General features: G+C 61.8%; 24 protein-coding genes. 15 read left to right on the forward strand and 9 right to left on the reverse strand.

Annotation, left to right across the window (positions count from 1 at the left end; translation table 11 throughout):
- The first annotated feature begins 17 nt into the window (after positions 1 to 17).
- The 5 genes from ACZYR5_RS05715 (at position 18) to ACZYR5_RS05735 (ending at position 5777) form a co-directional block, all read left to right on the forward strand.
- Positions 18 to 1928, forward strand: a complete 1911-nt coding sequence (locus ACZYR5_RS05715) for an ATP-binding cassette domain-containing protein (RefSeq protein WP_489088794.1) — start codon at positions 18 to 20, stop codon at positions 1926 to 1928.
- Positions 1928 to 2509 carry a mechanosensitive ion channel domain-containing protein gene (locus ACZYR5_RS05720; RefSeq protein ID WP_489089052.1) on the forward strand — a complete coding sequence of 194 codons (582 nt, stop codon included), beginning with the start codon at positions 1928 to 1930 and terminating at the stop codon, positions 2507 to 2509. Before ACZYR5_RS05715 ends, ACZYR5_RS05720 begins: the two co-directional genes overlap by 1 nt.
- Positions 2510 to 2624: 115 nt before the next feature.
- Complete coding sequence (locus tag ACZYR5_RS05725; RefSeq protein WP_489088793.1) at positions 2625 to 3257, forward strand: LysE family transporter; 633 nt, start codon at positions 2625 to 2627, stop codon at positions 3255 to 3257.
- A gap of 147 nt (positions 3258 to 3404) precedes the next feature.
- Positions 3405 to 5300: an FTR1 family protein gene (locus ACZYR5_RS05730; protein ID WP_489088792.1), complete on the forward strand. Its 1896-nt coding sequence runs from the start codon at positions 3405 to 3407 to the stop codon at positions 5298 to 5300.
- 21 nt (positions 5301 to 5321) lie between these two features.
- Positions 5322 to 5777 (forward strand): YaiI/YqxD family protein, encoded by a 456-nt coding sequence (locus tag ACZYR5_RS05735; RefSeq protein WP_027616876.1) that lies wholly within the window; start codon positions 5322 to 5324, stop codon positions 5775 to 5777.
- 3 nt (positions 5778 to 5780) lie between these two features.
- On the opposite strand, the gene elbB is transcribed toward ACZYR5_RS05735, so the two are convergent.
- Positions 5781 to 6449, reverse strand: coding sequence for an isoprenoid biosynthesis glyoxalase ElbB (elbB, locus tag ACZYR5_RS05740; RefSeq protein ID WP_489088791.1), 669 nt, complete (start codon positions 6447 to 6449; stop codon positions 5781 to 5783).
- A 188-nt stretch (positions 6450 to 6637) separates the two neighbouring features.
- Positions 6638 to 7267, reverse strand: a complete 630-nt coding sequence (locus ACZYR5_RS05745; RefSeq protein ID WP_489088790.1) for a DedA family protein — start codon at positions 7265 to 7267, stop codon at positions 6638 to 6640.
- Positions 7268 to 7474: 207 nt separating this feature from the next.
- Between ACZYR5_RS05745 and hemB the strand changes: the two genes are divergently transcribed.
- Together hemB and ppk1 are read left to right on the forward strand one after the other, a co-directional pair.
- A complete protein-coding gene (hemB, locus tag ACZYR5_RS05750; protein ID WP_489088789.1) occupies positions 7475 to 8488 on the forward strand; it encodes a porphobilinogen synthase in 1014 nt (337 codons plus the stop codon).
- 18 nt (positions 8489 to 8506) lie between these two features.
- Positions 8507 to 10735 (forward strand): polyphosphate kinase 1, encoded by a 2229-nt coding sequence (gene ppk1 / locus ACZYR5_RS05755; protein ID WP_489088788.1) that lies wholly within the window; start codon positions 8507 to 8509, stop codon positions 10733 to 10735.
- A 54-nt stretch (positions 10736 to 10789) separates the two neighbouring features.
- Here ppk1 and ppx read toward each other — a convergent pair whose 3' ends face one another.
- From ppx to ACZYR5_RS05780, 5 genes are all read right to left on the reverse strand, one after another.
- Positions 10790 to 12292, reverse strand: coding sequence for an exopolyphosphatase (ppx, locus tag ACZYR5_RS05760; RefSeq protein ID WP_489088787.1), 1503 nt, complete (start codon positions 12290 to 12292; stop codon positions 10790 to 10792).
- Positions 12293 to 12509: 217 nt separating this feature from the next.
- Positions 12510 to 13247, reverse strand: coding sequence for an amino acid ABC transporter ATP-binding protein (locus tag ACZYR5_RS05765; protein WP_489088786.1), 738 nt, complete (start codon positions 13245 to 13247; stop codon positions 12510 to 12512).
- On the reverse strand, positions 13234 to 13884 hold the full coding sequence (locus ACZYR5_RS05770; RefSeq protein ID WP_489088785.1) for an amino acid ABC transporter permease: 651 nt from the start codon (positions 13882 to 13884) through the stop codon (positions 13234 to 13236). The genes ACZYR5_RS05765 and ACZYR5_RS05770 overlap by 14 nt, the downstream gene beginning before the upstream one ends.
- Positions 13881 to 14549: an amino acid ABC transporter permease gene (locus tag ACZYR5_RS05775; protein WP_027616884.1), complete on the reverse strand. Its 669-nt coding sequence runs from the start codon at positions 14547 to 14549 to the stop codon at positions 13881 to 13883. The genes ACZYR5_RS05770 and ACZYR5_RS05775 overlap by 4 nt, the downstream gene beginning before the upstream one ends.
- A gap of 22 nt (positions 14550 to 14571) precedes the next feature.
- On the reverse strand, positions 14572 to 15357 hold the full coding sequence (locus tag ACZYR5_RS05780) for a transporter substrate-binding domain-containing protein (protein ID WP_489088784.1): 786 nt from the start codon (positions 15355 to 15357) through the stop codon (positions 14572 to 14574).
- Between the two features lie 256 nt (positions 15358 to 15613).
- Here ACZYR5_RS05780 and ACZYR5_RS05785 point away from each other — a divergent pair, with 256 nt between their 5' ends.
- The 5 genes from ACZYR5_RS05785 to ACZYR5_RS05805 all read left to right on the forward strand — a co-directional run bounded on the left by ACZYR5_RS05785 (position 15614) and on the right by ACZYR5_RS05805 (position 20852).
- Positions 15614 to 16321 (forward strand): FadR/GntR family transcriptional regulator, encoded by a 708-nt coding sequence (locus ACZYR5_RS05785; protein ID WP_489088783.1) that lies wholly within the window; start codon positions 15614 to 15616, stop codon positions 16319 to 16321.
- Positions 16322 to 16441: 120 nt separating this feature from the next.
- Positions 16442 to 16771, forward strand: coding sequence for a thioredoxin TrxA (gene trxA, locus ACZYR5_RS05790; RefSeq protein WP_003206727.1), 330 nt, complete (start codon positions 16442 to 16444; stop codon positions 16769 to 16771).
- A gap of 247 nt (positions 16772 to 17018) precedes the next feature.
- Complete coding sequence (gene rho, locus ACZYR5_RS05795) at positions 17019 to 18278, forward strand: transcription termination factor Rho (protein ID WP_003206716.1); 1260 nt, start codon at positions 17019 to 17021, stop codon at positions 18276 to 18278.
- Positions 18279 to 18417: 139 nt separating this feature from the next.
- On the forward strand, positions 18418 to 19884 hold the full coding sequence (ubiD, locus tag ACZYR5_RS05800) for a 4-hydroxy-3-polyprenylbenzoate decarboxylase (protein WP_489088782.1): 1467 nt from the start codon (positions 18418 to 18420) through the stop codon (positions 19882 to 19884).
- Positions 19884 to 20852 (forward strand): CDP-6-deoxy-delta-3,4-glucoseen reductase, encoded by a 969-nt coding sequence (locus ACZYR5_RS05805; protein ID WP_489088781.1) that lies wholly within the window; start codon positions 19884 to 19886, stop codon positions 20850 to 20852. The genes ubiD and ACZYR5_RS05805 overlap by 1 nt, the downstream gene beginning before the upstream one ends.
- A 19-nt stretch (positions 20853 to 20871) precedes the next feature.
- On the opposite strand, the gene ACZYR5_RS05810 is transcribed toward ACZYR5_RS05805, so the two are convergent.
- Complete coding sequence (locus tag ACZYR5_RS05810) at positions 20872 to 21339, reverse strand: sn-glycerol-3-phosphate transporter (protein WP_489088780.1); 468 nt, start codon at positions 21337 to 21339, stop codon at positions 20872 to 20874.
- A 298-nt stretch (positions 21340 to 21637) separates the two neighbouring features.
- On the opposite strand from ACZYR5_RS05810, the gene ACZYR5_RS05815 reads away from it, so the two are divergent.
- Together ACZYR5_RS05815 and ACZYR5_RS05820 are read left to right on the forward strand one after the other, a co-directional pair.
- Positions 21638 to 22306, forward strand: coding sequence for a gamma-glutamylcyclotransferase (locus ACZYR5_RS05815; RefSeq protein ID WP_489088779.1), 669 nt, complete (start codon positions 21638 to 21640; stop codon positions 22304 to 22306).
- A 165-nt stretch (positions 22307 to 22471) separates the two neighbouring features.
- Complete coding sequence (locus ACZYR5_RS05820; protein WP_489088778.1) at positions 22472 to 23080, forward strand: energy transducer TonB; 609 nt, start codon at positions 22472 to 22474, stop codon at positions 23078 to 23080.
- On the opposite strand, the gene ACZYR5_RS05825 is transcribed toward ACZYR5_RS05820, so the two are convergent.
- Positions 23077 to 24054 (reverse strand): NADPH:quinone oxidoreductase family protein, encoded by a 978-nt coding sequence (locus ACZYR5_RS05825; RefSeq protein ID WP_489088777.1) that lies wholly within the window; start codon positions 24052 to 24054, stop codon positions 23077 to 23079. The two genes, ACZYR5_RS05820 and ACZYR5_RS05825, sit on opposite strands and share 4 nt — an antisense overlap.
- Before the next feature lie 158 nt (positions 24055 to 24212).
- On the opposite strand from ACZYR5_RS05825, the gene ACZYR5_RS05830 reads away from it, so the two are divergent.
- Positions 24213 to 24620, forward strand: a complete 408-nt coding sequence (locus tag ACZYR5_RS05830) for a flagellar basal body-associated protein FliL (protein ID WP_489088776.1) — start codon at positions 24213 to 24215, stop codon at positions 24618 to 24620.
- The last annotated feature ends 6 nt before the right edge of the window (positions 24621 to 24626 follow it).

A 24626-nucleotide genomic window follows, 5' to 3' on the forward strand; every position in this document is an offset into this window, starting at 1 on the left:
TAGACTCCGCCGCCATTATGATTCGACTTCAGAACCTGACTTTACAGCGTGGCCCGCAACGTCTGCTAGAAGACGCCGAGCTGACCCTGCACGCCGGCCACAAAGCCGGCCTGATCGGTGCCAATGGCGCCGGCAAATCGAGCCTGTTTGCCTTGCTGCGGGGTGAATTGCATCCCGACTCGGGCGACTGCTTCCTGCCGGCGGATTGGCGTATCGCCCACATGCGCCAGGAGGTCGATACCCTGGATCGGCTGGCGGTCGACTACGTGCTCGACGGTGACCTGCGCCTGCGCGAGGTCCAGCGCGACCTCGCTGCCGCCGAGGCTGCCCACGATGGCGCCGCCCAGGCGCGCCTGCACGCCGAGCTCGACAGCGCCGACGGCTACACCGCCGATGCGCGCGCATGCAAGCTGCTGGCGGGGCTGGGTTTCACCAACGAACAGACGGATCGTCGCGTCGGAGATTTCTCCGGTGGCTGGCGGATGCGTCTGAACCTGGCGCAGGCCTTGATGTGTCCGTCGGACCTGTTGCTGCTCGACGAACCGACCAACCACCTCGACCTCGACGCCATCATCTGGCTGGAAGAGTGGCTCAAGAGCTACCCCGGCACCTTGCTGCTGATTTCCCACGACCGCGACTTCCTCGACGCGGTGGTCGATCACGTGGCGCACGTCGATCAACGCAAGATCACCCTGTACCGCGGTGGCTACACGGCCTTCGAGCGGGCCCGTGCCGAACGCCTGGCCCAGCAGCAACAGGCCTACGAGAAGCAGCAGGCGCAACGGGCGCACATGGAAAGCTACATCGCCCGGTTCAAGGCCCAGGCCACCAAGGCCCGCCAGGCCCAGAGCCGGATAAAGGCGCTGGAGCGGATGGAAGAGCTGTCGGCGGCCCACGTCGATTCGCCGTTCGATTTCGTGTTCCGCGAGTCGACGAAAATCTCCAGCCCCTTGATCGACCTGTCCGATGCCCGCCTGGGTTACGGCGACAAGACCATCCTGGAGAAGGTCAAGCTGCAGTTGACCCCGGGCGCGCGGATCGGCCTGCTCGGCCCCAACGGCGCCGGCAAGTCGACCCTGATCAAGAACCTCGCCGGCGAGCTGTCACCGCTGGCCGGGCGCCTGACCCGTGGCGAGAACACCGTGGTCGGTTATTTCGCCCAGCACCAGTTGGACTCGCTGGACGCCAAGGCCAGCCCGTTGCTGCACCTGCAGCGCCTGGCGCCGAGCGAGCGCGAACAGACCCTGCGTGACTTCCTCGGCGGTTTCGATTTCCGCGGCGCGCGGATCGACGAACCGGTGCTGAACTTCTCCGGCGGTGAAAAGGCTCGCCTGGCGCTGGCACTGATCGCCTGGGAACGGCCGAACCTGCTGCTGCTCGACGAACCGACCAACCACCTGGACCTGGAAATGCGCCTGGCGCTGACCATGGCCCTGCAGGAATTCAGTGGCGCGGTACTGGTGGTCTCCCACGACCGCCATCTGCTGAAAAGCACCACCGACAACTTTTTCCTGGTGGCCGACGGCAAGGTCGAAGAGTTCGACGGCGACCTGGAGGACTACGCCCGTTGGCTGGTCGAGTATCGCCAGCGCAATGCGCCGGTGAGCTCCACCCCAGTCAACCCGGACAAGACCGACAAGAAGGCTCAGCGCCAGGCCGCCGCTGCGTTGCGTCAGCAACTGGCGCCGCACAAGCGTGAAGCCGACAAGCTCGAAGCCGAGTTGAGCAAGCTCCACGAGAAGCTCGCGAAAGTCGATGCCAGCCTCGGTGACAGCGATATCTACGAGCCAGCGCGCAAGAACGAATTGCGCGACCTGCTGGCCGAACAGGCGCGATTGAAGGTCCGCGAAGCGGAGCTTGAAGAAGCCTGGATGGAAGCGCTGGAACTGCTGGAAAGCATGCAGGCGGAGCTGGAGGCACTGTCGTGATGGAGGCATTCAAGCTGCCCTTGCCGGCAGTGTGGATCGAGCCGCTGTGGCTGGGCCTGCAAATCCTCCTGATCCTGCTGGCGGGCTACCTGGCGCAGCGCTTCGTGGCCAAGGGCCTGACCCGGTTGGGTGAGCGCTATCCGTTCCCGCCGCAGTTGCTGATGCCGCTGCGTGGTGGCCTGCGTTGGCTGATCATGGGCAGCGCGTTGATCTTCGTGCTGGAGCGCCTTGGGGTTTCGGCAACGGTACTGTGGACTGCACTCTCGGGATTTGTCGCGGTGGCGGCGGTGGCGTTTTTCGCCATGTGGAGTGTGCTGTCCAACCTGCTGTGCGCGATCCTGATCTTCACCGTCGGGCCCTTTCGCCTGGGTGATGTGGTCGAGTTGGTGGACACCACCGACAAGCCCGGCGTCAAGGGCCGGGTAGTGGCGATCAACCTGTTGTACACCACGCTGATCGAGGCCGAAGAGCTCGGCACCGGCAGCGCCATGGTGCAAGTGCCCAACAGTCTGTTCTTCCAGCGCTCGGTCCGACGCTGGCGTGGCAGCGATGTGTTGCCGTCCAGCGGCTTCGAGAAGTAGTCGCCCGCCTGCTGTCGCTGGTCGGCAGTCGACATATCCTGCAAGAAATCGGTAGTCATTCGCCGGCCGGCGCATTAGCTTAGACGGCTGACAAGCGTGTTTGCCGAGGTGTGCGATGGTGTTGGAAACGTGGCTGGCTTTTTTTGCCGCCTGCTGGGTAATCAGTCTTTCTCCGGGCGCCGGCGCCATTGCGTCGATGTCCAGCGGCCTGCGCTACGGTTTCTGGCGCGGCTACTGGAACGCCCTCGGCCTGCAACTGGGCCTGGCGCTACAGATCGCCATTGTTGCTGCCGGCGTCGGCGCGATTCTCGCGACATCGGCGACTGCGTTCTATGCCATCAAATGGTTCGGCGTGGCGTATCTGGTGTATCTCGCCGTCAAGCAATGGAAGGCGCTGCCCAGTGACATGAGCGATGACGCGGCGATCCGCCCGATCGGCAAACCCATGGCGCTGGTATTCCGGGGCTTCCTGGTCAACGTCAGCAACCCCAAGGCGCTGGTGTTCATGCTCGCGGTACTGCCGCAGTTCATCGACCCCCATGCGCCGCTGGTGGCGCAGTACCTGATCCTCGGGGCGACCATGATCTGTGTTGATCTGATCGTGATGGCCGGTTACACCGGACTGGCCTCCAAAGTGTTGCGCCTGCTGCGTACACCGAAGCAGCAGAAACGTATGAACCGTACGTTTGCCGGCCTGTTCATCGGTGCTGCGGCGTTCATGGCGACTTTGCGTAAAGCCGTGGTCTGAACCATCCCGCTTCAATGAAAGGCGACCTCTGGGTCGCCTTTCTCATTCTCGGCACCTGAAAACGCCTGCCATTGGCCGACAAAGCTTGAGTGAAACTCATTCGAAGTGAACAATGTGTAACTTCGTATTACCAAATGAGATTCATTCATGACTGCGCCGTCCCGTTTCCTGGCCTGGCTGGTCCTCCCGTTGCTTGCGCTGTGCAGTTCCAACCTGCTGGCCGACACCGTGGAAGGTGCCCCACAAGCCCTGCATGTCCTCGACTACATTGGCGCCGATTACCCGGCGACGGTCGAAGCGGGCAAGGTGATCGATAGCGCTGAATACCAGGAACAGCTGGAGTTCCTGAAGTCTCTGCAGGGTTTTGTCGGCGGATTACCGGCCAATCCGCAGAAGCCTGAACTGGAACAGGGACTGGCGGCGTTGACCAAGGCTGTCGACGAGCGCCAGGACGGTGCGACGGTCGCCCGTCAGGCGCGGCAACTGGGGGCGAAGCTGGCGGTGGCCTATGAGGTCAGCCAGGCGCCGATCATCACCCCGGACCCGGCCCGCGGCGCGCCGCTGTATGCGCAGAACTGCGCGGTCTGCCATGGCGCCACGGGTGCCGGTGATGGCCCTGCAGGCGTGGGCCTGGAGCCGGCGCCGGCGAACCTGCAGGATCGCGCCCGTCAGGACCGCCTGAGCCTCTATGCGATCTACAGCACCCTTGGGCAAGGCATCGAGGGTACGGACATGCCGTCGTTCGCCGACCAGTTGGATGAGCGTCAGCGTTGGGACCTGGCGAGCTACATTGCCGGGTTTACCGCCGACCCCGCGACGGCCAAAGGTGCCAAGACCTACAACCTCGCCGATCTGGCCCGTCAGACCCCGGCAGAAGTGCAGGCCGCTGAAGGTCCGGAAGCAGCGGCCACCTTCCGCGCACAACGGGCCCAGCCGCCGCAGGTGCAGCGCGGTCCGGCGCAGTTGCTCGATTACACTGCGGCGACCCTGGACAAGAGCATCGCCGCGTACCGCGCCGGCGACCACGACCAGGCCTACGACCTGTCGGTGGCAGCTTATCTGGAAGGCTTCGAACTGGTCGAAAGCTCGCTGGACAACGTCGACGCCAACGTGCGCAAGGACACCGAGAAGTCGCTGATGGCCTACCGTCAGTCGCTGCAGGATGGCTTGCCGGTGGAGCAGGCGCAGCAGCGTCTGGACACGGCCAAGGCCAAGCTCAAGGAGTCCGCCGGCCTGCTCGGTGGCGATGGCCTGAGCTGGTCGCTGAGTTACATCTCCGGCTTGTTGATTCTGCTGCGCGAAGGCCTGGAAGCGATTCTGGTGCTGGCGGCGATCCTCGCATTCCTGCGCAACACCGGCCAACAATCGGCGGTGCGCAGCGTCAACGTCGGCTGGGGCCTGGCCTTGCTCGCGGGCCTGGGGACCTGGGCCCTGGCGGCCTACGTGATCGACGTCAGCGGCGCCCAGCGTGAACTGCTCGAAGGCGCCACGGCGCTGTTTGCCAGTGTGATGGTGCTGTGGCTCGGGGTGTGGATGCACGACCGGCGCCACGCAGCGGCCTGGCAGGACTACATCAAGAGCAGCCTGGTGGGCGGCGGCGGGCGTTTCGGCTTCGCGATCCTGGCGTTCTTCTCGGTGTACCGCGAGCTGTTCGAAGTGATCCTGTTCTACGAAACCCTGTGGCTGCAAGCCGGTCCCGCCGGGCATAACGCCGTACTGGCCGGCGGCGCAACCGCCTTTGTGGTGCTGATCGGCCTGGCCTGGGTGATTTTGCGCGGCTCGGCGAAGCTGCCGCTGGCGCTGTTCTTCTCGATCAACGCCGGGCTACTCTGTGCGCTGTCGGTGGTGTTTGCCGGGCATGGTGTGAAAGCCCTGCAGGAAGCCGGGATCTTCGGCACCCGGCCGGTGCCGTTCTTCGATTTCGACTGGTTGGGGATTCATGCCGATGCCTATTCACTCAGCGCCCAGGTGCTGGCGATCCTGGCGATTGTCGTGCTGTACAGCCGTAGTCGTATGGCCGAGAAGCGTCGGGTGACGGCGTAGTTCATTACAGAGGGGAACACAGTGCGTGTATGGATCGATGCCGACGCGTGCCCGAGGGCGGCGAAGGATCTGGTGGTGAAGTTCGCCCTCAAGCGCCAGTTCGAAGTCGTGCTGGTGGCCGGCCAGCCGCAGACCAAGCCCGCACTGGCGCTGGTCAAGCTGATCGTGGTGCCCAGCGGCCCGGATGCGGCAGATGACTACCTGGTGGAGCACGCGGTGCCCGGTGAGTTGGTGATCTGCAGCGATGTGCCGCTGGCCGATCGCCTGGTCAAGAAGGGCGTTGCTGCCCTGGATCCGCGTGGCAAGGAGTTCGATGCGCAGAACATGGGCGAGCGCCTGGCCGTGCGCAATCTGTTTACCGACCTGCGCGAGCAGGGGCAGATGAGCGGCGGCCCGGCGCCGTTTGGCGAGCGGGAGAAACAGGCGTTTGCCAATGCGCTGGACCGCATTCTCACGCGGCTCAGTCGCAAAGGCTGAGGTTCACGCGTCGTTTTCGTGGGTCAGTTCGAGCACCCGGTCAACCAGCTTGTTGATGCCCGAGGCCGCTTCACTGATGGACTGCGCGAGCATGTAGGCGGGGGTGCTGACCAGCTTGCGCGCCTTGTCTTCGACGATGTCGGTGACGGCGCAATCGGTGTGGGTGGCGCCCATCTTGGTCATGGCCGCAGCAGTGTCGGCGTCGTTGCCGATGGTGCAGGTGACGCCCGGACCGTAGATCTTCGCGGCCAGCGCCGGGGAAATGCAGATCAAACCCACCGGTTTGCCGGCTTCGGCAAAGGCCTCGGCCAAGGCCAGGACTTCTGCTTGCACGCTGCAGCCGGTGCCTTCGATGGCGAAGTTGGAGAGGTTCTTGGCCGCGCCAAAACCGCCAGGCACGATCAGCGCGTCGAAGTCTTCGGCGTTGGCCTCGCGGATGTCCTTGACCTGACCGCGGGCAATACGCGCCGACTCCACCAGGACATTGCGCGCCTCGGGCATTTCCTCACCGGTCAGGTGGTTGATCACATGCAATTGCGCGATGTTGGGGGCGAAGCACTGCACCTGTGCGCCGCGCTGGTCGAGGCGCAGCAGGGTGATCACGCTTTCGTGGATCTCGGCACCGTCATAGACGCCACAGCCGGAAAGTATCACTGCAACTTTTTTGCTCATGGGTTCTTCTCCAGATTCATGGCGCTAAATGTCCACTAATTTGTCACCGGTTGCCATAGGGTCAATGGCGGTTAAGTCCTAATCGTTGGACAACCGTTTCCCGTGGATCGCGCCATGAATTTAGGGTGAGCACTGCGCGGGCTGTTACAGCCTGCTGAGGGTGATGGGGCTGTGCAGCCGCCAGCGAGTCACTCGGCTGGCGTCTTAGGCTCGCCCTGGGCTTTTTCGGCCTTGAGTGCCTGTTCGTCGGCGTAGATCTGCCTGGCCAGTCGCGCATTCTTGAAACGCCGACGCAACCACAGGCCCAGGCCCAGCACCAGCAGGGCGCCGAGTACCCACAGCTCGTACTTCTTGACGCTGCCGAGCATGCCTTCGAGCACGGCGCCGAAATGATACGCGGCGGCCGCCAGCGCAGCGGCCCAGATCGCCGCGCCGATACCGTTGAGGATCAGGTAGCGGCCAGGCGGATAACCCGACAAGCCAATGGCCACCGGCATTACCGTGCGCAGGCCATAGACGAAGCGAAAGCTCAGGACCCAGATGTCCGGGTGCTTGCGAATATGCTCCAGCGCCCGATCGCCCATCAATTGCCAGCGCGGCTTGCGGGCCAGCAGCTTGCGCCCGTGCTTGCGGCCCAGGAAGTACCACAGCTGGTCGCCGGCATAACTGCCGAGGAACGCCACGACCACCACGATATTGATGTCCATATAGCCACGGAACGCGAGGAATCCCGCAAGAACCAGGATGGTTTCGCCTTCGAAAAACGTGCCCAGGAACAGGGCAAAGTAGCCAAAGTCATTCAGGAATTGTTGGAGCATTGTCTGGGTGCTGGCGAAATGAACGCGCAGCCTAACCCCTTAGGCTCATGGAGGAAAGTATCCAAATGTGTCTCGACGTGAACAAATCCTACAAGGACAATGAATGCGACTACGGGTCACAGGGGTGCACATAACTGTCACACGACGGTCATAATGTGCGCTTATAACTGTCACGCTCGCCCGCCAGCGCGGGCTCAGGAGTCTGCCGTGAGCTTTACCCCCGCCAACCGTTTGTTTCCTGCAACCCGCCTGCGTCGCAACCGTCGTGATGAATTTTCGCGTCGTCTGGTCCGTGAAAACGTCCTGACCACCAACGACCTGATCCTCCCGGTGTTTGTGCTGGACGGTGAAAACCGTCGCGAAGCGGTGGCCTCGATGCCGGGCGTCGAACGCCTGACCATCGACCTGTTGCTCGAAGAAGCGGCGCAGTGGGTCGAGCTGGGAATTCCGGCCGTTGCCCTGTTCCCGGTGACCCCGACTGAACTCAAGTCACTCGACGCGGCGCAAGCCTGGGATCCGCAAGGCATCGCCCAGCGCGCCACTCGCGCCTTGCGTGCGCAGTTCCCGGAGCTGGGGGTGATCACCGACGTGGCCCTGGACCCGTTCACCACCCACGGCCAGGACGGCATCCTCGATGAAGACGGCTATGTGCAGAACGACGTCACCGTCGATGCACTGGTCAAGCAGGCCCTGTCCCACGCAGCGGCGGGCGCCCAGGTGGTGGCGCCGTCGGACATGATGGACGGCCGCATCCAGGCGATCCGCGAAGCGCTGGAGCTGGCCGGTTACGTCAACGTGCGGATCATGGCCTATTCGGCGAAGTACGCCAGTGCCTACTACGGGCCGTTCCGCGATGCGGTCGGTTCCGCGTCGAACCTGGGCAAGGCCAACAAGGCTTCCTATCAGATGGACCCGGCCAACGGCCACGAGGCCTTGCACGAAGTGGCTAGCGACCTGTCCGAAGGTGCGGATATGGTCATGGTCAAGCCGGGTATGCCGTACCTCGATATCCTGTATCGGGTCAAAGAAGAATTTAAAGTGCCGACCTTTGTCTATCAGGTCAGCGGTGAATACGCCATGCACATGGCGGCGATACAGAACGGCTGGTTGAGCGAAGGGGTGATCCTCGAATCCCTGACCGCCTTCAAACGTGCCGGTGCTGATGGCATCCTCACTTACTTTGCCGTACGTGCCGCTCAATTGTTACGAGAGCAAAAATAGCCCTCCCAGGAACACGCGATGAATACCGAAGGCCTTACTGAAGTTGCTGTAAACGAAGCCCTGCCTGTGGACGAGCCGGTTGTCGAAGCCACGCCTGAGCCTGAACCCGCCCCGGCACCCGTGGTGGTTGCCGAGACGGCGCCCGCTGCGCCGGCGGTTCCTGTTCCAGGCCTGGACGACAGCAGCCTTTATATTCATCGCGAACTGTCGCAACTGCAGTTCAACATCCGCGTGCTGGAACAGGCGCTGGATGAGTCCTACCCGTTGCTGGAGCGACTGAAGTTCCTGCTGATCTTCTCCAGCAACCTCGATGAGTTCTTCGAGATTCGCGTCGCCGGCCTGAAGAAGCAGATCACCTTCGCCCGTGAGCAGGCCGGGGCCGATGGCCTGCAGCCGCACCAGGCGTTGGCGCGCATCAGCGAGCTGGTGCACGGTCATGTGGATCGCCAATACGCGATCCTCAACGACATTCTGTTGCCGGAGCTGGAGAAACATCAGGTCCGCTTCATTCGTCGACGCCACTGGAATACCAAGATCAAGACCTGGGTGCGCCGCTATTTCCGCGACGAAATCGCGCCGATCATCACCCCGATCGGTCTCGACCCGACGCACCCGTTCCCGTTGCTGGTGAACAAGAGCCTGAACTTCATCGTCGAGCTCGAAGGGGTCGATGCCTTTGGTCGTGATTCCGGCCTGGCAATCATCCCGGCACCGCGCTTGCTGCCACGGGTGATCAAGCTGCCGGAAGAAGTCGGTGGCACCGGCGACAACTATGTGTTCCTGTCATCGATGATCCACGCGCACGCCGACGACCTGTTCCAGGGCATGAAGGTCAAGGGTTGCTACCAGTTCCGCCTGACCCGAAACGCCGACCTTGCCCTCGACTCCGAAGACGTCGAAGACCTGGCCCGCGCCCTGCGTGGCGAGTTGTTCTCGCGTCGCTATGGCGATGCGGTGCGTCTGGAAGTGGCCGATACCTGTCCGAAACACCTCTCGGACTACCTGCTCAAGCAGTTCAACCTGAGCGAGACCGAGCTGTATCAGGTCAACGGCCCGGTCAACCTGACCCGTCTGTTCAGCATCACCGGCCTGGACAGTCATCCGGAGCTGCAATACACCCCGTTCACCCCGCAGATCCCGAAACTGCTGCAGAACAGCGAGAACATTTTCAGCGTGGTCGGCAAGCAGGACATCCTGTTGCTGCACCCGTTCGAGTCGTTCACCCCGGTGGTCGACCTGCTGCGCCAGGCCGCCAAGGACCCGCACGTATTGGCTGTGCGCCAGACCCTGTACCGTTCCGGCGCCAACTCGGAAATCGTCGATGCGCTGGTGGATGCCGCGCGCAACGGCAAGGAAGTCACCGCGGTCATCGAACTGCGGGCGCGTTTTGACGAAGAGTCCAACCTGCAACTGGCCAGTCGTCTGCAAGCGGCCGGCGCGGTGGTGATCTATGGCGTGGTCGGCTTCAAGACCCACGCCAAGATGATGCTGATCTTGCGGCGCGAGGCCGGTGAAATCGTCCGTTATGCGCACCTCGGCACCGGTAACTACCACGCCGGCAACGCCCGCCTGTACACCGACTACAGCCTGCTGACGTCCGACGACGCGTTGTGCGAAGACGTCGGCAAGCTGTTCAGCCAGTTGATCGGCATGGGTAAGACGCTGCGCATGAAGAAGCTGCTGCACGCGCCGTTTACCCTGAAGAAGGGCATGCTCGACATGATTGCCCGCGAAACCCAGTTCGCCCTCGACGGCAAGCCGGCGCACATCATCGCCAAGTTCAACTCGCTGACCGATCCGAAGATCATTCGCGCGCTGTACAAGGCCAGCCAATCGGGCGTGCGCATCGATCTGGTGGTGCGCGGCATGTGCTGCCTGCGTCCGGGCATCGCCGGGGTCTCGCACAACATTCACGTGCGCTCGATCATCGGCCGCTTCCTCGAGCACACCCGGGTGTTCTACTTCCTCAATGGCGGCGAAGAGCAGATGTTCCTGTCCAGTGCCGACTGGATGGAGCGCAACCTCGACAAGCGCGTCGAGACCTGCTTCCCGGTGGAGGGCAAGAAGTTGCTGACTCGGGTGAAGAAGGAGCTGGAGCTGTATCTCACCGATAACACTCACAGCTGGAGCCTGCAGTCGGACGGGCGCTACGTGCGCAACACGCCGACCGGCAACCAGAACCCGCGCAGCGCCCAGGCGACCTTGCTGGAACGTTTGGGCAGCCCGATCCTGCCAGTCAGCAGCTGACTGTCAGGCAACAGGCAAAAAAATGGCGATCCCTGAGGATCGCCATTTTTGTTTTCAGCGTACGCTGAGGGTGAATCCGACCCGGGTCAGCCACTCGGCTTCCAGGGCGAAGTCGGCCTGGGTCAGCTGGTTGTCGTCCAGCCAGTTTTCCGGGAACTCTACTTCCAGGCTGTCGCCCTTGGCGTGCAGCGATACCTGGGGCATCGCCTGGGTGCCGCGGATATGGTGGAACAGAATCGCGAAGCGCAGCAGCACGCACAGGCGGATCAGCTTGATGCCGTCGTCGCCGAAGTCGGCGAACTTGTCCTTGGGAATGTTGCGGCGGTGGCCGCGAACCAGCAGGGCCAGCATCAGTTGGTCTTCACGGGAGAAGCCGGCCAGGTCCGAGTGCTCGATCAGGTAGGCGCCATGCTTGTGGTAATGGTAGTGGGCGATGTCCAGGCCGACTTCATGCACCTTGGCGGCCCAGCCCAGCAGTTCGCGCCAGACGCCGTCATCCAGATCCCAGTCCGCCGCCACCTGGTCGAACGCATGCAGGGCCTTGCGCTCGACGCGCACGGCCTGCTCAAGGTCGACGTGGTAACGGTCCATCAGCGAGCTGAGGGTGCGCTCGCGCACGTCTTCGTGGTGATGACGGCCCAGCAGGTCGTACAGCACGCCTTCGCGCAGGGCGCCGTCGCAGTGATCCATGCGTTGCAGCTCAAGGGCATCGAAGATCGCTTCGAGGATTGCCAGGCCGGCCGGGAAGATCGCCCGGCGATCCGGCTTGATGCCGTCAAAGTCGATTTTCTCGGCGTCGCCGAGCTTGAACAGCTTGCGCTTGAGCCAGGCCAGGCCTTCGGCATTGACCTCGCCAGTGCCGTGGCCGCCGGCCTTGAGTGCCAGGCCGATGGCGCGGATGGTGCCCGAAGAGCCGATGGCCTCATCCCAGGTCAGGCGGTGCAGGGCGTGCTCGATGCTCATGATCTCCAGGCGCGCTGCGGTATACGCCTGGGCGTAGCGGGCCGGGGTGATCTTGCCGTCCTTGAAGTAGCGCTGGGTGAAGCTCACGCAGCCCATCTGCAGGCTTTCACGCAGCAGCGGTTCAAAGCGCTGGCCGATGATGAATTCGGTACTGCCGCCGCCGATGTCGGCCACCAGGCGCTTGCCCGGGGTGTCAGCGAGGGTGTGGGACACGCCGAGGTAGATCAGGCGGGCTTCTTCACGACCGGAAATGACTTCGACCGGATGCCCGAGAATTTCCTCGGCGCGGCGGATGAATTCGCCGCGGTTGCGCGCTTCACGCAGGGCGTTGGTGCCGACGATCCGCACGGCGCCCAGCGGCATGCCGTTGATCAGTTGGGCAAAGCGCTTGAGGCAGTCGAGCCCGCGCTGCATGGACTCTTCGCTGAGTTGGCGCGCTTCATCGATCCCGGCAGCCAACTGAACCTTTTCGCCGAGCCTCTCGAGAATGCGTATTTCATTGTGGTGAGCTTTGGCCACGACCATATGAAAGCTGTTCGAGCCCAGGTCGATAGCGGCGATCAGGGACAGATTCTTGGCTTGGGATTGGGGCATGGTCTAGAGGTCTCGGTCGATAACCTGACCATCGTGCCACGATCAAACGCTGGCGCCAACGCGCAGTATTCAAAGCCTTGATCCAACGCAGGAAAGCCGCTGCCTGCTGCGCGGTCAATCGCGGGCAAGCCCGCTCCCACAGTGGGTGGCAACATGGAAACCCACATGTCGGAGCGGGCTTGCCCGCGAAAGCGGCCTGACCGACGCTGAAGATCGGTCAGCCCGCCGCCTCGACCGTCCCGATGAAATTCGCCAGTTCCGCCGTCTGCGGCTGGGCAAACAACGTCTTGGGATCACCCACCTCATGCACCTTGCCCTGGTGCATGAACACCAACTTATCCCCAACTTGCCGGGCGAAACGCATTTCGTGGGTGACCATGATCAGCGTCATGCCTTCCTTCGCCAGTTGTCGGACCACGCTCAGCACTTCGTTGACCAGCTCCGGGTCCAGTGCCGAGGTGATTTCATCGCACAGCAACACTTTCGGCGACATCGCCAGGGCACGGGCAATCGCCACCCTTTGTTGCTGGCCGCCGGACAGTCGGTCCGGGAAGGCATCGAATTTTTCCCCCAGGCCGACCCGGTCCAGCATCTGACGCGCCAATTCGGCGGACTTGGCCTTGGGCACTTTCTGCACCACCTGCGGCGCGAGCATGACGTTCTCACCCACGGTCAGGTGCGGGAACAGGTTGAACTGCTGGAACACCATGCCGACTTTCTGCCGCAAGCTGCGAAGGTCGGCGCGGGCAGCGTCGAGGTATTCGCCGTCGACTTCGATCACGCCGTCGTTGATCGACTCCAGGCCGTTGAGGGTGCGCAGCAAGGTCGATTTACCCGAGCCACTGCGGCCAATGATTGCAACTACCTGGCCTTCCTCGATGCTCAGGTCGATGCCTTTGAGCACATGATGGTCGCCGTAGTATTTATGCAGGGCGGAAATTCTAAGCAGAGGCATGCAGTCTCCTTTCCAGGTATCGCGCACTGAGCGACAAGGGGTAGCAGAGCAGGAAGTAGCCGAGGGCGACGAGGCCATAGACCATGAAAGGTTCGAAGGTGGCGTTGGCGAGCATGCCGCCGGTCTTGGTCAGTTCGGTGAAGCCGATGATCGAGGTGACGGCAGTGCCTTTGACCACCTGCACCGAGAAGCCCACGGTCGGCGCCACGGCGATGCGCAGGGCCTGCGGCAGGATTACGTAGCGCAACTGTTCCAACGGGTTCAGTGCCAGGCTCGACGACGCCTCCCATTGGCCGTTGGGGATCGCTTCGACACAACCGCGCCAGATCTCCGCCAGGTACGCGCTGGTAAACAGCGTCAGTGCAATCGCTGCCGCCATCCACGGTGAAATCTCCACCCCGGCCAGCGCCACGCCGAAAAATACCAGAAACAGTTGCATCAACAGCGGCGTGCCCTGGAACAGCTCGATGTAGGTACGGGCGAAGCGACGCGCCAGGGCTTTGTTCGAAATGCGCATGACCATGATCAGCAAGCCGATCAGCCCGCCGCCAATAAACGCCACCAGCGACAGCGCCAGCGTCCATTGCAGGCCGGTCAGCAGGTTGCGCACGATGTCCCAGAAGGTGAAGTCGCTCATCGGCTACTCCTTGTAATGAACCGCTGGCCGATCCAGTTCAGCAATTGGCGGATCAGCAGTGCCATGCACAGGTACAGCAGCGTGGTCAGGGCATAGGTTTCAAAGGCGCGGAAGTTGCGCGATTGAATGAAGTTGGCGGCGAAACTCAGCTCTTCGGTGGCGATCTGCGAACACACTGCCGAGCCGAGCATGACAATGATGATCTGGCTGCTCAGGGCCGGCCAGACCTTGCCCAGCGCCGGCAGCAGCACCACGTGGCGGAATGCCTCGAAACGCGTCATCGCCAGTGCTGCCGCGGCCTCCAGCTGACCCCGGGGGATCGCCTGGATGCCGGCGCGGATGATCTCGGTGGAATAGGCGCCGAGGTTGATCACCATCGCCAGCACCGCCGCCTGCCACTCGGAAATTTGCACGCCGAGGGATGGCAATCCGAAAAAGATGAAAAACAGCTGCACCAGGAAGGGCGTGTTGCGGATCAACTCCACATAGACCGCGAAGATCCCCGAGAAAGGCCGGATATTCCACGCCCGCACCAGCGCCCCGACGATGCCCAGTCCCACGCCAAGCACAGCGCCGATGGCGGTCAGCTCAAGGGTGAACAACGCACCGCGCAACAACAGGTCGGTGTTGCTCAGCACCGGCAGGAAATCGAACTGATAAGCCATAAAACGTCTCCAGCGTGCCGAATCAGAGGTCGGCCGGCAGCGGCTCTTTCAGCCAGGTCAGGGCGTTCTTTTCCAGTGCGCCGTCGCTCTTGGCGGTCACCAGGATCTGGTTGACCTTGTCCAGCAATGCCGGCTCGTTCTTGTTGACGCCCACGTAGACCGGCGAATCCTTGAGCTTCACTTTCAGCGCGGGCACCCGCTTCGGGCTCTTTTCGCTGATCGCGACCATCACCACGTTGCCGCTGGCAATCAGGTCGACTTGCCCGGCCAGGTATGCGGCGATGGTCGAGTTGTTGTCTTCGAAACGCTTGATGGTCACGCCTTCGGGGGCGACTTTGGTCAGCTCGATGTCTTCGATCGCGCCGCGGGTGACGCTGATGGTCTTGCCCTTGAGGTCGTCCAGCGACTTGATGTCGGCATCGGGCGGACCGAACACGGCGAGGTAGAACGGCGCATAAGGGCGGGAGAAGTCGATGACTTTCTCGCGCTCCGGGTTCTTGCCGAGGCTGGAAATCACCAGGTCGACCTTTCCGGTGGTGAGGAACGGGATGCGGTTGGTGCTGTTGACCGGGGTCAGTTCAAGTTTGACCTTGAGTTGGTCGGCCAGCAGTTTCGCGGTGTCGATGTCGAGACCGCGGGGCTTCATGTCCGGCCCGACCGAGCCGAAGGGCGGGAAGTCCTGGGGCACGGCCACCTTGAGCACGCCGCGCTTGACCACATCCTCCAGACCGTCGGCGTGGGCGGGAGCCTGGCTCAGCATCAGGCTGGCAAACAGGGCGGCGAGGAGGGCGCTGTAACGCTGGGTCATGGCAAATCTCCGGATCGGCAAGAAGTGATTTCTGCCGATCGACAGAGCATGGGCCATGCCAACTTGCGGTTCTGCGGGTGCCAGGGCACGGTTTTGCTGGCGTCGTACGGTCTTACTGGTCTGAACAGTCAGGTTGCATTTCGCACCCCGATGGCGCAGCCGTGAAAAGTACCGAACCCCCATGGGGCACGACTTGCCGGGCGTCGCGAATAGCTTTACAACTGACCGCACCTTGGCCTGGTTCGTCTGGAAAACCATGAATTCGATCTCCCGCGCCGTACCGGAGGTGGCGCTGCAAGCCATCCGCAAACTGATTGCCGAGCAGGGCTTTGGCCCTGGGGATGCACTGCCTTCGCAACGCGACCTGGCGGTGCAGTTGGGGGTCAGCCGGGCTTCGTTACGTGAAGCCTTGTCTTCCCTGAGTGCGCTGGGTGTCATCAGCGTCCAGCCGGGCAAAGGCGTGTTTGTGCAGGCACCGGTGGAGTTGCCGCAAGGCGAGGCCGCGCCGGGCTGGCCGTTCGCGGCGCAAGCTTCGCCGCTGGATATCTTCCAGTTGCGCTATGCGTTGGAGAGCTTTGCGGCGGGGTTGGCGGCGGTGACCTTGAGCACCGATGAGCTCGACGCACTGGAAGACAATGTCGCCGCCATGCGTCACCAATTGAAGTCTGGCGACTTCGAAGCAGCGGCGCGGCTGGACTTCGAGTTCCACCGACGCATCCTGCTGGCCAGCGGCAACCAGGCGATGCTGAGTATCCTGACGGCCAGGGCCGACATCTACCTGGAGAGCCAGAAGCTACCGTTCATCCGGGCCGAACGGGCCATGGAGACCTGGCAGGAACACCGCAAGATCCTTCGCGCCCTGACTCGCCGGGCCTCGGGTGCTGCGCAAAAGGCCATGCAGGAACATGTACGCAATGCCGCCCTGCGTACTGGAATTGCGTTCATCGCTCCCCTGACCCCCTGACCTGAGCTATACCCAAACTCATGCATCACCATAGCGAGACTCAATCAACTGCGGCTTCCTGAACGGGGGAAGGGCGGCTATGATGGGCCACGTTTTTTTGCTTACAACCTGGAGACTTCCATGAGCAGCGATCTTATCAAACACGTTAGCGACGCTAGCTTCGAAGCTGACGTACTCAAGGCCGAAGGTGCTGTACTGGTCGACTACTGGGCTGAGTGGTGCGGTCCATGCAAGATGATCGCTCCGGTCCTGGACGAAATCGCTGAGACCTACAAGGGCAAGCTGACCGTTGCCAAGCTGAACATCGACGAAAACCAGGAAACCCCTGCCAAGCATGGCGTGCGTGGTATTCCTACGCTGATGCTGTTCAAGAACGGCAACGTTGAAGCGACCAAGGTCGGTGCGCTGTCGAAGTCGCAACTGGCTGCCTTCCTCGACGCCAACATCTAAGCGTCGTTGCAAGTGTCACCCCAAAAGCCCCGCATTTTGCGGGGCTTTTTCGTTGTTCAGGGCTAGACGCTCCGAAATCGAGGTGGTACATTCGGCCCCGCACTGGTTTCTCCAGTGCCCCCTGCAAGCCGTCGCCGACGCTCTCCTTTTCGAACAAGTACGCGATCCTGTCGCCTTCTCCGCGGCGCGGCCTCATTAAGCCAAAAGCTTAATTTCCCCCCTCTATAAATGATTACGTCATTCCTATATGAATCTGACTGAACTCAAGCAAAAGCCGATTACCGAACTGCTCGAATTGGCCGAACAGATGGGCATAGAAAATATGGCCCGTTCGCGCAAGCAGGACGTGATTTTCTCCCTGCTGAAAAAGCACGCGAAAAGCGGCGAGGAAATCTCCGGTGATGGCGTGCTGGAGATCCTCCAGGACGGCTTCGGCTTCCTGCGCTCTGCAGACGCTTCCTATCTCGCCGGCCCAGACGATATCTACGTCTCGCCGAGCCAGATCCGTCGCTTCAACTTGCGTACCGGTGACACCATCGTTGGCAAGATCCGCCCGCCGAAAGAAGGCGAGCGTTACTTCGCGCTGCTCAAGGTCGACACGATCAACTTCGATCGTCCGGAGAACGCGAAGAACAAGATTCTCTTCGAGAACCTGACCCCGCTGTTCCCGACCGTGCGCATGAAGATGGAAGCCGGCAACGGTTCCACCGAAGACTTGACCGGTCGTGTGATCGACCTGTGCGCACCGATCGGCAAAGGCCAGCGTGGTCTGATCGTGGCGCCGCCGAAAGCCGGCAAGACGATCATGCTGCAGAACATCGCGGCGAACATTGCGCGTAACAACCCTGAAGTTCATCTGATCGTGCTGCTGATCGACGAGCGTCCGGAAGAAGTGACCGAAATGCAGCGCACCGTGCGTGGCGAAGTGGTTGCCTCGACGTTCGACGAGCCGCCAACCCGCCACGTGCAGGTTGCCGAAATGGTGATCGAGAAGGCCAAGCGCCTGGTCGAACACAAGAAGGACGTGGTGATCCTGCTCGACTCCATCACCCGTCTGGCTCGTGCCTACAACACCGTGATCCCGAGCTCCGGCAAGGTACTGACCGGTGGTGTCGATGCCCACGCCCTGGAGAAACCAAAGCGTTTCTTCGGCGCCGCGCGGAACATCGAGGAAGGCGGCTCGCTGACCATCATCGCCACCGCACTGGTTGAAACCGGTTCGAAGATGGACGAAGTGATCTACGAGGAATTCAAGGGCACCGGCAACATGGAGCTGCCACTGGATCGCCGTATCGCTGAAAAACGCGTGTTCCCGGCCATCAACATCAACCGTTCCGGCACTCGCCGCGAAGAGTTGCTGACCGCCGACGACGAGTTGCAGCGCATGTGGATCCTGCGCAAGTTGCTGCACCCGATGGACGAAGTCGCTGCCATCGAGTTCCTGGTCGACAAGCTGAAAACGACCAAGACCAACGATGAGTTCTTCCTGTCGATGAAACGCAAGTAAGTCGAACAGGTCGAAAAAGCCGGGGAAACCCGGCTTTTTGCTATCTGAATTTTGCTCAACCGGCAGTTCGTGGTTCTGAAGCGCAAGGTTCGGCGCTAAACTGCCTGCCCCGAACGCCACGGCCAAGTGAGGCTTACGCATGCAGTATCGCGATTTGCGCGACTTTATCAGCGGCCTGGAACAGCGCGGTGAACTCAAGCGCATCCAGGTTCCAGTGTCCCCTGTGCTGGAAATGACCGAGGTCTGCGATCGCACGCTGCGCGCCAAGGGCCCGGCACTGCTGTTCGAAAATCCCACTGGCTACGACATCCCGGTGCTCGGCAACCTGTTCGGCACGCCCGAGCGCGTGGCCCTGGGCATGGGCGCCGAAGCGGTCAGCGAGCTGCGCGAAATCGGCAAGTTGCTGGCGTTCCTCAAGGAGCCCGAGCCGCCGAAGGGCCTGAAGGATGCGTGGTCGAAGCTACCGATCTTCCGCAAGATCATTTCCATGGCGCCCAAGGTGGTCAAGGACGCGATCTGCCAGGAAGTGGTCATCGAAGGCGATGACGTCGATCTGGCCATGCTGCCAGTGCAGACCTGCTGGCCCGGCGACGTCGGGCCGCTGATCACCTGGGGTCTGACCGTGACCAAGGGTCCGAACAAGGACCGGCAGAACCTGGGCATCTATCGCCAGCAAGTGATTGCCCGCAACAAAGTGATCATGCGCTGGTTGAGCCACCGTGGCGGCGCGCTCGATTATCGTGAGTGGTGCGAGAAGCATCCGGGGCAACCGTTCCCGGTGTCGGTGGCGCTGGGCGCCGACCCTGCGACCATTCTTGGCGCGGTGACGCCGGTGCCGGATAGCCTGTCCGAATACGCCTTCGCCGGCCTGTTGCGCGGTAACCGCACCGAACTGGTGAAGTGCCGCGGCAACGATCTGCAGGTTCCGGCCACCGCCGAAATCATCCTCGAAGGGGTGATTCATCCGGGCGAGATGGCCGATGAAGGTCCGTATGGCGATCACACCGGCTATTACAACGAAGTCGACAGCTTCCCGGTGTTCACCGTCGAGCGCATCACCCATCGCATCAAGCCGATTTACCACAGCACCTACACCGGCCGTCCACCGGATGAGCCGGCGATTCTCGGCGTGGCCTTGAATGAAGTGTTCGTGCCGATCCTGCAGAAGCAGTTCCCGGAAATCACCGACTTCTACTTGCCGCCCGAGGGCTGCTCGTATCGCATGGCGGTGGTAACCATGAAGAAGCAGTACCCGGGCCACGCCAAGCGGGTAATGCTGGGTGTCTGGTCGTTTTTGCGACAGTTCATGTACACCAAGTTCGTTATCGTCACCGACGACGATATCAACGCCCGCGACTGGAACGACGTGATCTGGGCCATCACCACGCGCATGGACCCCAAGCGCGACACGGTGATGATCGATAACACGCCGATCGACTACCTCGACTTCGCCTCGCCGATTTCCGGCCTGGGTTCGAAGATGGGGCTCGATGCCACGCACAAGTGGCCCGGTGAAACCACCCGCGAGTGGGGCCGGGTGATCGTCAAGGATGAGGCGGTGACGCGCCGGATCGATGCCATCTGGAATCAGTTAGGAATAGATTGATGCGTGTAACCTTGCAGCCGTCCGGAGCAGTGCTTGAGATACAGCCCGGCGAGCGAATTCTCGATGGCGCGCGACGCCTGGGCTACGACTGCCCGCAAAGCTGCCGCAACGGCAATTGCCACGTGTGTGCGGCACTGCTGGTCGAAGGCCGGGTCGAGCAGACCGGTGAGGTGCGCGACCACGGCGAGTTCTACACTTGCATAGCAGCGCCGCTGGAAGACTGCATTGTGTTGTGGGATGGCGTTCTTGCGCTGGGAGAACTGCCGGTGCGCAGTCTGTCGTGTCAGGTCATCGAATGTCTGGACGTTGGCGGCGACACCTGGCGGGTCCGCCTGCGGGCGCCGGCAGGCAAGCCGCCGCGCTATCACGCCGGGCAGTACCTGATGATCGAACGCGAGAATGGCGAAAAATCCGCCTTCTCCCTGGCCTCCGCTCCGCATTCCGGGCGTGACCTGGAAATCCACGTGCTGGCTCGCGAGACCAGCGCCCGGAGCCTGATCGAGCAATTGCAGCGCAACGGCATGGCGCGCATCGAAATGCCCTTCGGCGATACCCACCTCGCCGAACTGCCAGACGGCCCGCTGGTGCTGATCGCAGCCGGCACCGGCATGGGCCAGATCCACAGCCTGCTCGAACACTGTCGGGCCAAGGGCTTCAAGCACCCGGTGCACCTGTATTGGGGCGTGCGTCGGCCGGAAGATTTCTACCAGATGGAGCACTGGGACGAATGGCAGAAATTGCCCAATCTGTTCCTGCATCAGGTGGTCAGTGATCTGTGCGGCTGGGAAGGGCGCTGCGGCATGTTGCACGAAGCGGTCTGCCAGGACTTCCCCGATCTCAAGCCGCTGCATGTGTATGCCAGCGGCTCGCCGGCGATGGTCTACGGCACGCTGGACGCCCTGGTCGAAGCCGGCATGGACGCCCACCAGATGCGCGCCGACGTATTTGCCTACGCGCCTCGATCTTGATCCGCGATCTTGATCCCGCCTAAAACCGCACCCCGGTGGTAATCATCGCTGCGTTGAAGCCGAGCAATACCAGCTCGGCTGAAACCGGTCCGTAGTAAGTGCCCAGGGATGGAATGACGACCGGCGCAACCCCGTAGCGGTTGAGCGGGATCTTGTTCTGGTACTTGCCGTGATAACCCTCCAGCAGTCCTCCGGTGAGCTTCACATAGAGCGGATAGTCCGCACTGTCGTAGCGTTTGCCGCCATAGGCATAGTAGGCGCGCTGATCGAACGAGTTGAGAAAGGTCGCCCCGCCCAGCAGCCAGCCGGAAGTGTCGTGGTACTCCAGGCCGAGCAATTGCTGGTGATTGTTGTGCTCGGGGTCGGGGGAGAAGTGTCGGGTGTAGACACTGGTTTGCAGATACCACGCCCCTTGCTCGTCATCCTGCGCCCAGGCGTGGGCGGTGTAGGTGATCGCCAGAAGCAGGCAGATCCAGGTTTTTTTCATCGTTGGTTCCTTCAACGCGATAAGGCTGGCGTTGTGACCGGCATTTATACGGGACTGCTCCTGTTGCCAAGCTGAACGTGCTGGCGGTTGCCGTAGTGCGAATAGCTTATGGTTAGTACATAAAGATATTTAAGTGACGTTGCAAATGACGTTACGCTATATGTCGCTGACTTATTGAATATTTATCCGGGAAAGTTCTGAGTTCTTAGTAAGTTGCGAGCGGTAGTTAGAGCTTTACGTTCAATTGAGCTAAAGTTACTTACATCTCGCAACAACTGTGGGGGCGTTAGTTTCTATCATGACAGCCATTGAATCTGAATTCTTGAATCTGGCTTATCCTCCGCGGCTTGAACTGGGTGCGCAATTGACGCGCGAGCAGTTGCTCGATTCGATGCAATCCACCATGGCCCAGCACAAAGGCGGGCCGGTCTGGTTGTTCGCCTACGGCTCATTGATCTGGCGCCCGGAATGTTCGGCCGTCGAGCGGGTGCGTGGGCGCGTGCATGGCTACCACCGTGGTTTGTACCTGTGGTCCCACGAGCATCGCGGCACGCCGGAGTTGCCGGGGCTGGTGTTTGGCCTGGATCGTGGCGGTTCATGCAGCGGGTTTGCCTATCGCTTGCCCGAGGAACAACTCGAAGCGTCGCTGTACGCCCTGTGGCAGCGCGAAATGCCAGTGCCCTCCTATCGCCCGCACTGGCTCAACTGCCGGCTCGAAGACGGCAGCAAGGTGCAGGCGTTGGGCTTTGTCCTGGAGCGGCACCTGCCCAGCTATGCCGGCAACTTGCCGGATCATGTGCTGAGCCAGGTCTTTGAAAGCGCTTGCGGGCGTTATGGCACGACGCGCGATTACGTCGAGCAAACGGTCAGTGCCCTGCGTAGCCACGCCATGCCGGACCGCAATCTGGAGGCGCGACTCAAGCGCTGTGGTTCCTCTCGGGATCACGCGGATGCGTCGCGGCACTGACGCGGGCAGCAGCTCATCAATCGGTCGCCGCTGTAGGAATTGAAATGCAACATTTAGCGACGCTTCCTGCAAGGCTCTCGGAAATGCGGGGATAGGGCTTATACAACGCTGTCCGTAACCTTTTGCATCAGTGCCAAACCCGGCACGGGACTGCGGAGGGCGGGTATGCGTTGGCTTGGTTTGTTTCTATTGATGTGCGTTGTGGGAGAGGGGCTGGCCGGGGAAATATTCCTGATCGCGCAATACAGTCCCAAGCCGGTTTACCCCAAGGCGTTGCACCGGGCCGGGGTGGTTGGCGATGTTCGGGTCGGGATGACCGTGCAAGCCGATGGCACGGTGAGCAAGGTCCGTATTGTGCAGAGTGACCACCCCGGACTCGCGGACGCGGCGAAGGAGGCGGCACTGCAGTGGCGGTTCAAGCCCTGGTCGGTGGCTGCCGAGCGACCGCCGGAACTGGAAATCATTGCCCCCATGCAGTTTCGGCTGGATGACCCACTGGATGCCCATCAGTGGCTCAAGGAGGTGAAATGCCGCGAGATCAATCGCAGCTTTTCCCACTTCGCCGAACATAGCTGGATCGACCTGACGGCGTTTCGCTACACCCGGGCGTATCTGACGAACGGGATGTTCCATCACCAATGGTCGACCGAAGAGCGCCTGGCCCTGATCGCCAGGTTGAACCGGCAGGTGCCGTACATTGCCCGGCAGTGCCTGAACTACCCGGCCTCACGGTTCAAGCGCTTCCTGCCGGAGGAAATTCGCAAGATCCTCTAACGGACCTGCACCACCACCTTGCCCACCGCCTTGCGCTGACCCAGGTCGTTGATTGCCTGGGCGGCATTTGCCAGCGGATAGACCTGCGACACCAGTGGCTTCAGCTTGCCCTCGCCGAACCAGGCGAACAACTGCTGGAAGTTGGCGGCGTTGTCCTGGGGCTGGCGCTGGGCGAACGAGCCCCAGAACACTCCAACCACAGCGGCGCCCTTGAGCAGCGCGAGGTTGACCGGCAATTCCGGAATGCGTCCGCTGGCAAAGCCCACCACCAGCAGGCGGCCGTTCCAGGCGATGGCGCGAACGGCCTGGTCGAACAGGTCGCCGCCGACCGGGTCGTAGATCACATCGGCGCCCTGGCCGTCGGTCAGACGCTTGATTTCGTCCTTGAGGCTGGTTTCGCTGTAGTTGATCAGCTCGTCGGCTCCGGCGGCCTTGGCCACCGCGAGTTTGTCGCTGCTGCTGGCGGCGGCAATTACCCGGGCGCCCATGGCTTTGCCGATTTCCACGGCAGCCAGGCCGACACCACCGGAGGCGCCCAGTACCAGCAGGGTTTCCCCCGGCTGCAAGTTGCCGCGTTGTTTCAGCGCGTGCATCGAGGTGCCGTAGGTCATGCTGAAGGCTGCAGCGGTGTTGAAATCCATCGACGGCGGGATCGGCAGCACGTTGTAGCCCGGCACCGCGACCTGCTCGGCAAAGCTACCCCAGCCGGTCAGTGCCATGACCCGGTCGCCGACCTTGAGGTGGCTGATCTTTTCCCCCACCGCGCTGACCACGCCGGCCGCTTCACCGCCCGGTGAAAACGGGAAGGGTGGCTTGAACTGGTATTTGCCCTCGATGATCAGCGTGTCCGGAAAATTGACCCCGGCGGCATGCACCTCCAGCAGGATTTCGTTCTTCTTCGCGACAGGACTGGCGACGTCTTCCAGCACCAGCGATTCGGCAGGGCCGAAGGCTTTGCACAGCACGGCTTTCATCAGGGCTATTCCTTTGGGAGTGATGGCCGATAAGTGTAGGTGTGTGAGTCAACGGGTCAACGAGCATGCCCCACCCTGATAACCGGCCATAAGCTTTGCGCTTGGGCTGGCGTGAGTGGATCGCTATGCTGGGCCGCCAATCGGAAAAGGAGCGAATTGTGAAAGCGTGGATCATGTTGATGCTGGCCCTGTCTCTGCCTGTGGCAGCGCTGGGCGAAGAAGCCAAAGAGGGTGCGGCGCCGAAAGTCAGCTACATCAGCCTGAGCCCGCCGTTCGTGGGCAATTACGGCCTGGACGGCACGCCCAAGCTCAAGGTCTACAAGGCCGACGTGGCGTTGCGGGTGACCGGCGATGAAGCGGCGAAGGCGGTCAAGGCCAACGAGCCATTGATCCGCAACCAGCTGGTGGCACTGTTCAATCAGCAAACCAGCGAGACCATGAACAACGTCGAGTCCAAGGAAAAACTGCGCCAGGAAGCCCTGAAGCAGACTCAGCAGGTCATGACCGACGAAACGGGCAAGCCAATGGTCGAGGATCTGTTGTTCAACAACCTGATCGTTCAGTAAGTACCG

This window comes from Pseudomonas sp. F007, assembly GCF_057814275.1.